Annotated in this window: 10 protein-coding genes; 3 read left to right on the top strand and 7 right to left on the bottom strand. The window is 53.5% G+C overall.

The features are described from left to right. Positions 1 to 31 precede the first annotated feature (31 nt). Together mutL and mutS are read right to left on the bottom strand one after the other, a co-directional pair. The gene (gene mutL / locus J2T58_RS01700; protein WP_253486957.1) at positions 32 to 1,819 is read right to left on the bottom strand and encodes a DNA mismatch repair endonuclease MutL; all 1,788 of its coding nucleotides are present in this window, start codon (positions 1,817 to 1,819) and stop codon (positions 32 to 34) included. Next, the gene (gene mutS, locus J2T58_RS01695; RefSeq protein ID WP_253486954.1) at positions 1,820 to 4,444 is read right to left on the bottom strand and encodes a DNA mismatch repair protein MutS; all 2,625 of its coding nucleotides are present in this window, start codon (positions 4,442 to 4,444) and stop codon (positions 1,820 to 1,822) included. It lies immediately after the preceding gene. A gap of 100 nt (positions 4,445 to 4,544) precedes the next feature. On the opposite strand from mutS, the gene ftsA reads away from it, so the two are divergent. After that, complete coding sequence (ftsA, locus tag J2T58_RS01690) at positions 4,545 to 5,900, top strand: coenzyme F390 synthetase (RefSeq protein WP_253486952.1); 1,356 nt, start codon at positions 4,545 to 4,547, stop codon at positions 5,898 to 5,900. 66 nt (positions 5,901 to 5,966) lie between these two features. Continuing rightward, positions 5,967 to 7,610 carry an AMP-binding protein gene (locus J2T58_RS01685; RefSeq protein ID WP_253486948.1) on the top strand — a complete coding sequence of 548 codons (1,644 nt, stop codon included), beginning with the start codon at positions 5,967 to 5,969 and terminating at the stop codon, positions 7,608 to 7,610. Positions 7,611 to 7,614: 4 nt separating this feature from the next. On the opposite strand, the gene J2T58_RS01680 is transcribed toward J2T58_RS01685, so the two are convergent. From J2T58_RS01680 to J2T58_RS01670, 3 genes are read right to left on the bottom strand one after another with little or no spacing between them, the layout of a single operon-like run. Beyond that, complete coding sequence (locus tag J2T58_RS01680) at positions 7,615 to 7,938, bottom strand: DUF3784 domain-containing protein (protein WP_253486945.1); 324 nt, start codon at positions 7,936 to 7,938, stop codon at positions 7,615 to 7,617. 2 nt (positions 7,939 to 7,940) lie between these two features. Then, the gene (locus J2T58_RS01675) at positions 7,941 to 8,150 is read right to left on the bottom strand and encodes a DUF5683 domain-containing protein (protein WP_253486943.1); all 210 of its coding nucleotides are present in this window, start codon (positions 8,148 to 8,150) and stop codon (positions 7,941 to 7,943) included. Between the two features lie 31 nt (positions 8,151 to 8,181). Next, positions 8,182 to 9,702, bottom strand: a complete 1,521-nt coding sequence (locus J2T58_RS01670) for an MBL fold metallo-hydrolase (protein WP_253486940.1) — start codon at positions 9,700 to 9,702, stop codon at positions 8,182 to 8,184. A 91-nt stretch (positions 9,703 to 9,793) separates the two neighbouring features. Here J2T58_RS01670 and J2T58_RS01665 point away from each other — a divergent pair, with 91 nt between their 5' ends. Continuing rightward, entirely contained in the window at positions 9,794 to 11,218 is a 1,425-nt protein-coding gene (locus J2T58_RS01665) for an aldehyde dehydrogenase family protein (protein ID WP_253486938.1), read from the top strand. Here J2T58_RS01665 and J2T58_RS11180 read toward each other — a convergent pair. Together J2T58_RS11180 and J2T58_RS01655 are read right to left on the bottom strand one after the other, a co-directional pair. Further along, positions 11,205 to 13,085 carry a HAMP domain-containing sensor histidine kinase gene (locus J2T58_RS11180; protein ID WP_253486936.1) on the bottom strand — a complete coding sequence of 627 codons (1,881 nt, stop codon included), beginning with the start codon at positions 13,083 to 13,085 and terminating at the stop codon, positions 11,205 to 11,207. The genes J2T58_RS01665 and J2T58_RS11180 overlap by 14 nt on opposite strands. 151 nt (positions 13,086 to 13,236) lie before the next feature. Continuing rightward, positions 13,237 to 14,211: a sensor histidine kinase gene (locus J2T58_RS01655; RefSeq protein ID WP_253486934.1), complete on the bottom strand. Its 975-nt coding sequence runs from the start codon at positions 14,209 to 14,211 to the stop codon at positions 13,237 to 13,239. Between the last annotated feature and the right edge of the window lie 142 nt (positions 14,212 to 14,353).

Below are 14,353 nucleotides of genomic sequence, written 5' to 3'. Positions count from 1 at the left end.
GGAGGTGATAATCAATGTGCCCTGTTTCTGCTTATCGTCTCCTGAAGAGCTGCTCCAGATCAGATGGCGCATAGCTGATGACAGCAGGCCGTCCATGAGGGCAGGTATACGGAGGCGCAGCGGTGAAGAGCTGGGAGATGAGTCGCTCCATCTGCTCCTGCGAAAGGAGGGTATTTCCCTTGATCGCTGCCCTGCATGCGATCGTCTGGTACATCTGAAGGCGCCGATCTCCGGCAGGACCTCGAACGCCCTCAATCAGTTCAAGGACGAGCGATTTGATCTCATCTGGCTCTTCAATCTTCACTCCGTCTGCCGGGACTGCCCGTACCATCCATGAATCACCGCCGAACTCCTCAAGGATGATCCCGGCCGAGGCAATATCCTCGATTGCATCCCTGAGGAGGGCTGAATCTTTCCGCGAGAGGCTGATCGTCACCGGTACAAGGAGATGCTGATATGCAGGCGGGCCATCTGCCTGTTTTCGGAGCTTGTCATAGACGATCTTTTCATGTGCTGCATGCTGATCGATGATCAACAGGCCCCCATCCTTTCCCGCAACGAGGATGTAGGTTCCGTTGATCTGCCCGAGGACTGAAGGTACGAATGCAATCTCCGGACCCTCCCTGGGAAGCTCCGTCTGTCGGAGTTGGCGGTCGGTCCGCCCATACATACCCTTTCCTTCGGCGACGACGGTCTTCCGGGGCAGTTCCACACCAGCTGAAGTTCTCCTCAGTACCGGTTCCGGATGGTGGTTGTTTTCTTCTACGACCGGGGCAGGTGCCGAATTCCGCCTGATCTCCGGCACCTGGAATGAATCGGATTCTGTCAGGGCAGACCGGACAGCTCCCCGAACTGTATCAGCGACAGCCCGTTCTGATGAGAAACGAACCTCCTTTTTGGTTGGATGAACATTTACATCGACCTCTTCGGGATCCATCCGGCAGTCGATGACAGCAAACGGGTACTCACCCTTTGGGAGACTCTCCCCAAAGCCATCCCGGATCGCACGTGCAAGAGTGGCGGATGTTATCTGGCGGCCGTTCACTGAGAGATACACAGAAGATCTCCCCCTCTGTGACAGGAGGGGGTATGCAATATATCCTGCCACTGAAACATTACCCGGAGCAGGAAGAACCTCGATGAGTCGGCGGGAGAGATCCGCCCCAAAGAGGCTCTGGATCGTATCCAGGAGTTCCCCCCGCCCGGAGGTACGAAACTTCTCCTTCTCCTGATGGAGAAGCTGAAGAGAGATCTCCGGATGTGATAGCGCCGTCCGCTCCACCATATCGAAGATATGGGCAAGCTCGGTTGAGACGGTTCGCTGGAACTTTCTCCGTGCCGGGGTGTTGAAGAAGAGGCCGGAGACATTGATCGTCGTCCCCGGCGGTGTGCCGCACTCAGAAACTGATGTGATCGCCCCACCTGAGAGACGAACCTCTGTTCCTGCGATATCGTCTCGCCTCCTCGTGGTGAGAACCACTTCGGATATCGCAGCGATGCTTGCAAGTGCCTCTCCCCGGAAACCGAGCGTTCTGATCAGCCCGAGATCGTCGGCCGTCCTGATCTTGCTTGTTGCATGCTGTCGAAATGCAAGCCGGGCATCTTCGGGGCTCATTCCGATGCCATCATCGGTGACGATGATCCGCCGAACCTCGGTCCGATCACTCCTGATATCAATTCGGATCCGCGATGCCCCGGCATCAATTGCATTCTCAACAAGCTCCTTCACAACCGATGCCGGCCGCTCCACCACCTCACCGGCTGCGATATGTGAGACGGTCTCCTCATCAAGAATATGGATGACTGGACCCTCCATCATCTAACCACCAGCCCTCCTCTGAAGATCGGAGAGGATATTCAACGCCTCAATGGGGCTGAGACGATCGATATCCATCTCCCGGAGTTCTGTAAGAAGGGGACTCTCCATGGGGGCCTCCTGTTGAAGATCCGAGATGAGGAGCTGGGTGTACCGGGGCCTCCTTCTTCCTTCCGTCCCCCCCCGCTCCTCTTCAGCCAGCGTCTCCTTCAGGATCGAATCGGCACGGGTGAGAACCTTCTCAGGAACTCCGGCGAGGCGTGCGACATGGATACCATAGCTCCGATCTGTCGCACCAGGGATGAGTTTTCGAAGGAACGTGATCTCTTTCTCCGTCTCCCTGACAGCAAAGTGGTAGTTCCGGACCCGGGATAACTCCCCCTCAACCTCGACGAGCCGATGGAAATGTGTCGCAAAGAGGGTCTTTGGCCCTGAGGACCGTTTTCCATGAAGGTACTCAAGGACGGATCGGGCGATACTGTACCCATCAACGGTACTCGTCCCCCGCCCGATCTCATCAAGCAGGATCAGACTCCGTTCGGTGGCATTGCGGAGGATGGATGCAAGCTCAACCATCTCGACCATAAAGGTGCTCTGACCCCCTGCGAGATCATCGGAAGCACCGACACGGGTGAATATCCGATCAATCACCCCGATCTCCGCTGCATCAGCCGGAACAAAGCTCCCGGTCTGTGCCATGATACAGATGAGGGCAACGGAACGCATAAAGGTGGATTTGCCCGCCATATTCGCTCCTGTGAGGATCAGGATCTGATCCCCGTCGGTATCGAGGTCTGTATCATTTGGAACATATCCTCCGGCAACGGTCGCCTCGACGACGGGGTGGCGGCCTTCACGAATCCGGATGGATCCACCCCCTGTCAGGATCGGGCGTGTGTACCCCTGCCTCTCAGCAACGAGGGCAAATGAGAGGAGGAGATCGATCATCCCGGTAGCCCGTGCGGCCTTCTGAAAAGACCCAACCATCGGACGGAGGTCCTCGATGAGATGGTGATAGAGTTCCCCTTCCCTGATGAGGGCCCGTTCGTCGGCGGTGGCTATCGTCCGTTCATACTCACGAAGCTCGGGGAGCGTGAACCGTTCTCCTGTTGCTGTCGTCTGTTTCCTCTCATACTCGGGAGGGACCTTTGGGAGATTCGGCTTTGTCACCTCGATATAATATCCAAAAACCTGATTATAGGCGATCTTCAGTGATTTAATCCCGGTCCGTTCCCTCTCAGACTGCTGAAGGCTGAGAACCCACTCTCTCCCGGATCCGGAGGTTCTCCGGAGCTCGTCAAGAGCCGGATCAAAGCCATCACGAATAACACCACCATTTCTGATGAGAAGCGGGGGATCATCTGCAATGGCTGATTCGATCAGCGCAATGAGATCCCCGAACTGCCCGATATCCGCGGAGAGCTGATCCAGAAGGAGGGGTATCTCTCCGGGAAGGCAGGATCTGATCCTGAGAAGGGAACGGAGGGATCCGGCGAGAGCGAGGAGATCCCGTGGGGATGCATTGCCATATGCGATCCTTCCTGCGATCCTCTCAATGTCGCTGCATTCTGATACGTTCTCCTCTATATCAAATCTGATGAAGGGGTGATGCATGAACCACTCCACCAGATCGAGACGATCATTGATGGCAGAGATGCTGGTTAGGGGTGCGGTAATCTCCATGGAGAGTCGCCGCCGCCCCATCGGGCTCTTCGTCAGATCAAGAGTGCCAAGGAGCGTTGATCGGCTCTTCTCACCACGTTCGGTCCGGGTGATCTCAAGGTTCCTCTGGGTGACGGCATCAAGGATCATCCCTTCAGATGGCTGCATCACCCTGATCTCGGAGAGGTGGGGAAGAGCAGTCTTCTGTGTCAGGGTTGCATACAAAAATGCAGCACCTGCAGCCCCCACTGCAAGCGGCATATCACGGAGGCCAAAGCCCTCAAGCGATGCGACACCGAACTGCCGGCAGAGGAGGGTATCGCTATCAGCGGGATCAAACTCCGCCGGGCTCCTCTCGGTAATGACCACACCAAGAGAGGTAATAAGGCTGATAACTGCCGGATCGGTCCGTTCAGGGATGAGGCACTCGGCAGGCCGGGACGCCTCGATGAGAGAGGCGATCCCCATCCGCCCCTCCCCTTTCTCAATCATCCTGACGAAGAACTCACCGGTCGAGAGCTCAAGGCAGGCGATGCCGAAGGAGTCGCTCTTCCTGTCCGGCAGGATCGCCATCAGGTACCGTGACTCCGGGGCATCGATGATCATCGGATCGATGGCGCACCCCGGGGTGACAACACGGACGACATCCCGCTTGACCACTCCCTTTGCTTTTTTGGGATCCTCAACCTGTTCGCAGATGGCAACGCGGTACCCTTTTCGCACGAGGCGTGGTATGTAGGTCTCTGCGGCATGGTAGGGAACACCGGCAAGGGCGATGGGGTTCCCTTCGGGATCTTTTGATCGTGTCGTCAGGACGATATCGAGTTCACGTGCACAGATAACAGCATCCTCATAAAACGTCTCGTAAAAATCCCCCATCCGGACGAGGAGAATACAGTCGGGGTACTGATTCTTCAGATCCCAGAACTGTTTCATCGCCGGGGTCAGTTGTGTATGAGATGCCATTCCTATACCAGATCGCATCTGTGCACTGAAAAAAGAAGCGATCCAATACCATCCCCGTCCGATGATAAGATATATCCGGTCATCTGACATGAAGAACCATATGGGCGATACAGGGTATTTCCGCGAGAAGATCGAGACGATGCCGCGAGATGAACTTGATGCCATCATCGACGAGCGGGTCAGGTATACGATTCACTATGCAAACGAGCACTCCCCGTTCTATCGTAAATGGTTCAGGGATCATGCCATTGATATCTCATCAATCAGGGAGCATGAGGATCTCCTGGAGCTGCCTGTCATCTCGGGGAGCACAATCCGGAATAATCAGCCTCCTGTAACAGAAAAATTTGAATTTCTCTCCGCACGATTAAACGAGATCTATACCATTCATGAAACAAGCGGGACATCGGGGGTTCCAAAGGCCTTCTTCCTCACCTGGCAGGACTGGCTCCGCTACTCTGAGAAATACGCACGCATCTTCCGATCATATGGGGTTGCACCCGGGGATCGGATCGTCGTCTGTGCAAGTTACGGGATGAATGTCGGTGCGAATATGATGACCCTTGCCGCACGCCGGACCGGGAGCACCATCATACCGGAAGGTAAATGTACATTTCCTATCCGGGTAGTGAAGAACTACAAACCGACGGTCATCATCGGATCGGTCTTCAAGCTGATCCGGCTTGCGAGGCGGCTGGCAAATGAGGGGATTGACCCGAAGGCATCGGGAGTCAACAGGCTCGTCGTCGGGGGTGAGAGTTTTGCGGAGGCGTCGCGGAAGTATCTCGCAAGCCTCTGGGACTGTGAGGTGTATAACACCTATGGGAGTACTGAGGGGACGATGTGCGGGGAGTGTTATGCAAAAGCAGGTCTTCATGTCCCTGAAGATCTCATCCACATGGATCTCTATAATCCCCGGATGGATCACTTTGTAAAAGACGGTGAGTATGGGCGAATCATCCTGACGAAACTTCTTCCTGTCGGGGAACGGTGCGGAACACTCCTCATTAATTATGATACTGAGGATGCAACGGCCGTCGTCTCCCGTGACCGGTGCATCTGCGGGAGGACATCGCTCCGCATCAAAACACCAGAACGTGAGGGGGAACGGTTCTGGGTTGAGGATCGCTCCTTCAACCGTGTCGATGTCGAACGGGGAGTCTTTCAGAAGGAGAATATGGAGTATCTCACCGGTGAGTATGAGGCCTTCCTCTATGGGGGAAGAGATACAGACACAACGATCCTCCGTGTGAGTCTGGAGTGCACTGATCCCAGGACCTCGGATACAGAGATGATCCAGGAGGTCTTCCTGAAGGCATTCTTCCGGTTCAAACCAGAGCTACAAGAGATATACATCAGTGGATCGCTTGAGATCCTCTTTCACTTCACCGGTCCTGGAGAGCTTGAACTCTATAATGTGCCGGGGAGGCCAAAGCGGATTGTTGATCGCCGGTGATCCAAAACCATCTGGTTCTTGACCCCTCAGGATATATTTCTATATATGGTGGAAACCGAGCCGAATATGCCCGACTATGAGGAGGGCTATGCCAATTATACAATCGATGTTCCGGAGTACTATAACTTTGGGTTTGATGTCATCGACGAATGGGCAAAAAAAGACCGCAATAAACTTGCAATGATCTGGGTCAACCAGAGCGGAGAGGAGAAGAGCTACACCTTCCGCCACCTGAGAAACCTCTCAAACCAGATCGCCAATATGTTCATGAAACGGGATATCGGGAAGGGGGACAGGGTCCTTATTATGCTCCCGCGTGTGCCTGAGTGGTGGACGTTTGCACTTGCATCCATCAAGCTCGGAGCAGTCTTCTGCCCATGTCCGACGATGCTGACACCAAAGGATCTTAAATACCGGGTGAACCTCGGCCATTTCAAGATGATTATCACCGATATGGAGAATGCATGGAAAGTTGAGGAGATTTGTGAGGAGTGCCCGTCACTGAAGGTTCGTTTCGTGGTTGATGGTGAGCTGCCAAACTGGGTCAGTTACCCGGTAGAGCTGGACTATCCTGCCCCGGTATCACATCGCCTCACCCCGCTCTCCGGGTTCAGGAAGACAAAAGCAACCGATCCCATGGTCATCTACTTCACCTCCGGGACAACCGGAGAGCCGAAGATGGTACTTCAGGACCACAGCTACCCACTCGGCCATATCATTACAGGAAAATACTGGTATGACCTGAGGGATAATGATCTCCACCTGACCCTTGCTGATACCGGCTGGGCCAAGTCATCATGGGGCAAGTTCTTTGGCCCGTGGATCTGTGGTGCCTGTGTCTTCGTCTATGATATCAGGACGAAGTTTGTCCCGACCGAGATCCTCCCTCTCCTCGAAAAGTATGAGATCACAACCTTCTGTGCACCGCCGACGATATTCCGGATGCTGATCCTTGCAGATCTTGAGGCCTTTGACCTCTCGGAGTTACGACACTGTATCAGTGCAGGAGAGGCATTGAACCCGGAGGTTATCCGTGTCTGGAAAGAGGCGACGGGTGTCACTATCTTTGAGGGATATGGCCAGACCGAGACGGTCCTCTGCGTCGGTACATTCCCCTGCATGGAGCCAAAGCCGGGGTCTATCGGACGGCCGGCACCCGGATGGGAGATTGAGCTCCTGGATGATGATGATACCCCGGTTCCCGTTGACGAGGTTGGAAAGATAGCAATCAGGACGAATCCGCGGCCGGTCGGTCTCTTCCGGGGATACCTCGAGAATGAGGAGGCAACAAACGAGGTCTTTGCCGGGGATTACTACTACACAGGCGACAAGGCGACGAAGGATGAGGACGGGTACCTCTGGTTCGTCGGCCGTGATGATGATGTCATCAAGAGTTCGGGGTACCGAATCGGTCCCTTTGAGGTGGAGTCTGCTCTCCTTGAGCACCCTGCGGTGAAGGAGTCAGCCGTCGTGGGTGCTCCGGATCCGATCAGGGGGACGATCGTCAAGGCATTTATCATCCTCAAGGATGGATGTACACCCTCCGACAAGCTGATACGTGAGATACAGAATCATGTCAAAAATGTCACCGCCCCGTACAAATACCCACGTGCCATCGAGTTTGTGGATGACCTCCCAAAGACAATCTCTGGAAAGATAAAGCGAAAAGAGCTACGGGATAAGGAGCTTGAAAAATACAGCTCCGGATAACCATCTATTTTTTGTCAAACCGCCGGGCACCAACTGCGGTGATGATTGCGGCAATCGGGACGACCCCTGCCATATAGGCGAGGAAGAGGATAACAGAATATGCCGGCATGATGATCATCGCGACAAAGATGACTCCCGCGCCGATACCGAGTGCGATGAGGCTGTTTCCTACCCATGCTATCAGCCCATCGGGATCTGCACAGGTCTTTGGATCATAGCCGGCGATGAGGCTTGTCTTCCGCTTCACCTTGATCAGGTACCCGAGTGCCACAAAGACGATGGCGATGAACTCGGTGATGAGCAGGAGGAGGAGGGGGGCTTCGAACATTGTCACCTCCCCTCCGCAGTTGTATACGCATCATACATACTGTAAATCCAGACGATCAGATAGAACGGGATCCCGATGAGAACCGTCGAGAGGCCTGCAAAGATAACCGCAAGGATGAAGAGGGCTATTGCTTTTAAGAACTGCCCTGTATAGAACTGGCCAAGACCGGGGATGAAGAAAGAGAGGATGACTGCCAGAACGGGAGATGCCATGGTAGAAAATCAACCGCCGAAGATAAAAGAATTATGCAGGATGGCTGTATCTCCTGATCTCCCCATGCGCAGTCAGCCTGCCATCTTCGCCGAGGATGGAGACGGCCCCATGGCCGCCGCATATGATACAGCGACCTCCCCGCTGCTTCATCGTGGTATCGATCTCCTCTGCCAGTTCAAGCAGTGCCCGCCGCTCCTGGCGTGCAAGATCGGAGTCCACATTGACCGAGGTGACAAGGAAATCGGCAATCGAGTTATACTCCTTCCGATCCTCGGTCAGGCTGCCAAAGTTCATGAGGGCATCACTTGTGAAGAGGAGGCCGAGATCAGGGGCGAGGATGAAGACCTGACCGTAGATATGGCCACCGAGGCTCTCAAGCACTTCAAAGCGGTGATCGTTAAGGGTGAAGGTATCAATGATCGGAAAGATTCCGCGATAGCCAAGAATGGTGGTTGGGAAGAGGACCGGATCCTCAGGCGGGGTGAACCGGGAGAAGAGGTTGATGATCCCGGTATAGACGGCCTCAAGGATCAGCCCCTCGCTTCGTGATCCATATCCTCTGTTCGAACAGTCGATGATCGCCGCTGTCCCATGATGGAGATGGGATCTGCTCCTTATGAACCCTGCACCCCCACAGTGATCTGCATCTGCATGGGTACAGATGAGGCGGGAGATCTCCCCAAATCCACGGAGACCGGCTTCAAAGAGGAGGCGTTCAATATCCTCATGATAGATGCCATACCCGGTATCGATCATCAGCCGCTCTTCACCGATATCAAGGAGGAAGATGCTCCCTCCACCGGGAGGCTGGATGCAGGTGAGGTTACAGTCACCGGTAACTTCGATCTGCTGAATATCAGCATAAAACCCGGGGCCGGATGTTTCAGCGAGGAACGTCCCGATGCGGTGAATCTTTTCAAAGACGATGTGTGGATCCTCGCCGCGGTTTGCCAGCTCCTGGACGACATGATTGATATCGCCGAGGAACGGCAGAAGAAAGTCATCATTCATCTCCCCGATGAAAGGACGAATCTTCTGGGCGAAGCAGATATAGAAGATCGTCTCGTCCAGTGCTTCACCGAGGATATCATACTCAAGGATCTCCAGCCGGTATCTGCTCTTGATGGCATTGATCACATCATCGACCTTTGGAGAGTCGATGACATTGAGACGGATCGTCAGGCGGTCAGGATGCTGGCCGGTATCATCAAAGTCGATTCCTGCAACATCCGCACCAGCCTCCGCACAGGTGTTGAGGACATCATAGAGAGCGCCCGGCTGGTGAGGCATCGGAAGATAGATGTGAAAGAGTAGGATATTCACCGGAGGGATACTGGACTGGAGATAGCCGAGTCGGCCAAGCCCTTCCCGGATCGCTCCATACCTCTCTTTTGTTGCAGTCACCTCAAAGAAGACCGTATTTTTATCGATCCTCCTGTCAAACGATATCCGGTTGATATTACCATTCTGCTGCCTGATGAGATCTGCGGCTTTGATGAGTGACCCCGGTTCATCCGGCATTCTGGCGATGAAGGAATATTTCTCTTCCATTGTCAGGGTATTCTTTCGATCCAAAGACCGTTATACTTTCTGACCCGGTTTCTCCATCACAATTATCTGTTTATACCGGTGATCAGGGTATATGCAGATGATGATCGGAGATCAATTCACCGAATCGATCTCAGGAGAACGAACCCGGATTATCAATCCGGCAGACGGAAAGCCGGCAGGTGAGGTTCCTAAAGGCGGAAAGGAGGATGTTGATCGTGCGGTCATGGCAGCCGGTGATGCCTTCCGTTCATGGTCAGACCTCCCCACATCACGGCGGGGGATGGTTTTCTGGCGGTCTGCAGAGCTGATCCGGAGGGAAGCAGACCGGCTTGCCCTCATTCTCACCACCGAACAGGGAAAGCCTCTCAGGGAAGCAAAGGACGAGGTGCTTGGGGCAGCAGCAGTCTTTGAGTATTATGCCGGATCGGCATCCCTCATCACCGCAGGATATGCAGACCGCCTTCCGCGATACGGGTACGGGGTAGTTCAGAGGAGGCCCCTTGGTGTCTGTGGGGCGGTCATTCCATGGAATATGCCGGTTCTGATCGCTGCATGGAAGATAGGCGCCGCCCTCATCACCGGAAACACCCTCGTCCTGAAGCCCTCCATCAATGCTCCGATGGCGGTCCTTGGCCTCGGAGAGGTGATGATCCGATCCGGGCTTCCACCGGGTGTCCTCAACATCGTCACCGGGAATGGAAGAGAAGCAGGTGATCCCCTCATTGCACACCCTGATGTCAGGAAGATCTCCTTCACCGGCGGGATCGAGACCGGAGAGCATGTTGCGGAGGTGGCCGCACGAACGATGAAGCGTCTTACCCTGGAACTCGGCGGCAATGATCCGATGATCATCTGTTCGGATATGGATCCTGCAATGATGGCAGACGCCGCCCTCCGCTTACGCCTCTACAATGCAGGACAGATCTGTACCTCACCAAAGCGTATCATCGTCGAGGAGGGGATACATGATGCATTCACCACCCATCTCGAACGGTTGATCAGGGATGTCAGGGTTGGTGATGGGACCGATCCCGGCTCGATGATGGGGCCGCTGAATAATGCCGCGGTCCGACAGTCAGTCGAGGATGCCGTGCAGGCGCTCGAAGACGAAGGGGCAGCCATCATCAGGGGGGGAATGCCTGAGGGTCTCCCTGAAAATGGCTTCTTCTACCATCCTGTCCTTTGTACCGGAGTTTCGGAGGACTCAAAAATTATGGCGGGGGAGATCTTTGGCCCCGTCCTTCCGATCATACGGGCTGCTGATCTCGATGATGCCATTATGATCGCAAATGATACGCAGTACGGCCTTGGTGCATCGATCTGGACCCGTGATATTGCAGCTGCTGAGAATGCTGCTGAGGCGCTGGAGGCGGGTATCGTCTGGGTAAACCAGCATATGAAGCTCCCGCCCGAGGTTCCGTTTGGCGGCATCAAAAAGAGTGGATCTGGCCGGGAGAATGGCCTCGCCTTCATTGATGCCTATACTGAAGAGAAGACGATTCTCATAAACCGTTAGAAGCCTTCTTCAGCCTGATGGTGAACAATGCACCCTGTGTATGATCACCAGGGACTCGATCCCCGACCCGGATCGATCCCCCATACCGATCCTGGATGAGCGTCTGGACGATGAAGAGGCCAAGTCCTTTGCCCCGGACCCGTTCTGTGGTACCACGCTGGTATCGGGCAAAGATATGGGGTTTAACCGAATCTGAAATGCCCGGTCCGGTATCGCTGATACGAATAACAGCTTCATCATCCTCTTCTTCAACATCAATTGAGACTGTAACGTCATCACCGCCAAACTTCAGGCTGTTATCGACGATATTGGTAAATGCCTGTGAGATGAGGGGATCTGCAAGGACCAGAATGCCATCCTTCATCCTCAGCGTTATCCTGTCATCGCGTTCCTCTTCACCTGCGAGTACTGATCGGAGCGAGACGGTGGTGAGTTCGCTCTCCATCTCCTGGATCCTTCGGAGTGTCGTCACATTGCCGATGATCTCATCACTCTTTCTAAGGGAGAGCCTGACCTTCTCGATAAAGGAAGCCAGAGCCGGATCACTCTCCTCTGAGAGGAGCTCAAGGTAGAGCTGGGCGGTATGGTTTGTGTTGTTGATATCATGGGTGATGATATCAAGATAGAAGTTCACCTCGTCATGGGCATCCCGGAGTGCGGCGGTGCGATCCAGAACCTTCATCTCAAGTTCATCATTATGCTGCCGGAGCTCCTCTTCGGAAGCCTGTAAGCGCTCCATCATATCCTTGAGGGATGCAACCATCGCTGCCATGGAGAGAGAGAGGGAACGGACCTCCGGAAGCTGGGATTGGCGGATCGGGTGATCAAGGTTCCCTGTTCTGATGGCATGGGTATCCTCGACGAGATGATCGATCGGCCGGGTGATGAACCGGGTCGTTGTGAAGGCGACTGCACCACCGACCAGGATTGCAAACACGGCGATGATCAGATGCGACATGAAGAGATTATGTAACTTCTCCTGGACAGGTGCTGTTGTATACGTCAGTTCAGCGACGAGGTTCATCTCAGGGGGATTGTCATTTCCGGTGAGATCGATGAAGAGATACCGGGTGAATGTTGCTCTCTCTGGATCCTCGATGACATACCCTTCACCAGTCTCAAGGACAGATTGAATGATCTCTGTTCTGAATTCCTCGGATATATACGATGAGTTCCCGACCTCATCACCGAGGAAGTTAAAGATCCGTATTGATGTCAGGTATGGATTCATATCCTGAATCTTCGTCGCCGCCTCTCTGAACAGGAGGGCGGAACGCATCATTTTGATCTCATCATCGATGTAGCCTATCTCAAGGATATACCGGTTGTCCGCTGTCGGGTGATAGACAAATTTTCGTAGTTTTCCCGTCTGGAACTCGGCGGTTATCCTGTCAGAGACGAAGACGTTTCCCTCCCGGATGCTGGTCAGGCGGTTGTAAAAAGATGGATATACAGAGAAGTCCATCAGGTGATCTGGTGGATATGTGGTGTACTCAACGACACCCTTCTCGTTGATGATATAGAGCTCATAGCCATCCCCAAACGATGCCTTCAGCCCTTCAAGATCCATCGCAGCAGGATCGCCCCCACTCTCACGATAGGCGGTGAGAAAGCGATCCATCTCCCCTCGGAGGCGGTAATCAAGGGACTGGTCAAAGAGACGGAGCCCCTGATCGGTGAGGATCATCGACTGGAGAAGACTGTATTCGGTATTCTCCTGGAGGTTCTGGGTGTGTGTCTCGAGGGTATTCTTTGAGCTCTGGTAGTTGAGGTTTAGGATGACCCCTGTGATCAGGAGGATGATGACGATGATGATCCCCATCAGAAGCCAGCGAAACGAGACATTTCCAAAAAAACTACCGACCACAACCATCCTCCCTCTTTAATGAATAGTACGGAACAATAGAAAGTTGAGAGAAACGATAAACATTGCTATTACCCTCATTTAATTATACAGTCGGGATAACTCCCATGAAACAAGAGGGGTATAGTAGCAACGGATCAAGAAGGAGAAGAATTTATTTGTTATTTGTCGCCTTCTTCAGTGTAACAATGAATGTCGCCCCTTGTGTATAGTCTCCAGATATGCGATCCTCTACCCGGATCGATCCTCCATATCGATCCTGAATGAGTGTCTGGACGATGAAGAGGCCAAGTCCTTTGCCCCTGACCCGTTCGGTGACTCCACGCTGATAACGGGCAAAGACATGGTGTTTAAGAGAGTCAGGAATGCCCGGGCCCGTGTCACATATTCTGACCTCAATGGTATCCTCTCCTTCGGTGACGGTTATGGTTACAATAACATCATCTCCACCAAACTTGAGGCCGTTTTCGATGATATTGGTAAATGACTGTGAAATGAGGGAGTCGGCCAGGACCATGGGATCCTGACCATCCAGGGCGACCGTTATCCTGGAGTCACTGGACCACTCGCTTTCCAGTAGTGGAGCCAATCGAATTGGTTTGAGTTCTTTCTTCACGTCCTTGATATGCCTGAGTGTTGATATATTGCTGATAATATCATCACTCTTTCCGATTGCCTGCCGCACACCATCAATAAACGGGGTTCCTTCTGAGTTCACTTCATAAGAAAGGAGTTCAAGGTAGAGCTGGGCGGTATGGTTGGTATTGTTGATATCATGGGTGATGATATCAAGATAGAAGTGAACCTCATCATGGGCGTCACGGAGGGCTGCCGTACGCTCCTCCACCTTCACCTCCAGTTCATCATTTTGCTGCCGAAGCTCCTCTTCAGATGCCTGAAGGCGCTCCATCATATCTTTCAGGGAATCGACCATCTCGGAAAGGGAGAGGGAGAGGGAACGAACTTCTGGAATTTGGGATTGCCGGATCGGGTGGTCGAGATTACCCGCTCTGATAGCCTGGGTATACTCGACGAGATGATCGATCGGCCTTGTGATGAATCGGGTCGTGGTAAAGGCGACACCACCGCAGAAGATTAACGCAAAGCCGGCGATGATCAGATGCGACATGAAGAGGCTGTTTAGCTTCTCCTGTACAGGTGCTGTTGTATACGTCAGAGAACTTCGAATAACCTCGTTCCATCGAAAGTACTTTATAGTGTGTGATCGATCAGTACTCAATGAGCACGTTCTTTAATTTTGCAATTAAGGA

It is taken from the genome of Methanocalculus alkaliphilus (assembly GCF_024170505.1).
GTDB lineage: Archaea > Halobacteriota > Methanomicrobia > Methanomicrobiales > Methanocorpusculaceae > Methanocalculus > Methanocalculus alkaliphilus.
The sequence above is the reverse complement of the archived record's forward strand: the minus strand, read 5'-3'. Positions and strand labels throughout refer to the sequence as shown.

Coding starts and splice junctions, on each gene's coding strand:
- mutL (WP_253486957.1), bottom strand. CDS start 1,819: ATGATGGAGGGTCCAGTCATCCATATTCTTGATGAGGAGACCGTCTCA.
- mutS (WP_253486954.1), bottom strand. CDS start 4,444: ATGGCATCTCATACACAACTGACCCCGGCGATGAAACAGTTCTGGGAT.
- ftsA (WP_253486952.1), top strand. CDS start 4,545: ATGGGCGATACAGGGTATTTCCGCGAGAAGATCGAGACGATGCCGCGA.
- J2T58_RS01685 (WP_253486948.1), top strand. CDS start 5,967: ATGCCCGACTATGAGGAGGGCTATGCCAATTATACAATCGATGTTCCG.
- J2T58_RS01680 (WP_253486945.1), bottom strand. CDS start 7,938: ATGTTCGAAGCCCCCCTCCTCCTCCTGCTCATCACCGAGTTCATCGCC.
- J2T58_RS01675 (WP_253486943.1), bottom strand. CDS start 8,150: ATGGCATCTCCCGTTCTGGCAGTCATCCTCTCTTTCTTCATCCCCGGT.
- J2T58_RS01670 (WP_253486940.1), bottom strand. CDS start 9,702: ATGGAAGAGAAATATTCCTTCATCGCCAGAATGCCGGATGAACCGGGG.
- J2T58_RS01665 (WP_253486938.1), top strand. CDS start 9,794: ATGCAGATGATGATCGGAGATCAATTCACCGAATCGATCTCAGGAGAA.
- J2T58_RS01655 (WP_253486934.1), bottom strand. CDS start 14,211: ATGTCGCATCTGATCATCGCCGGCTTTGCGTTAATCTTCTGCGGTGGT.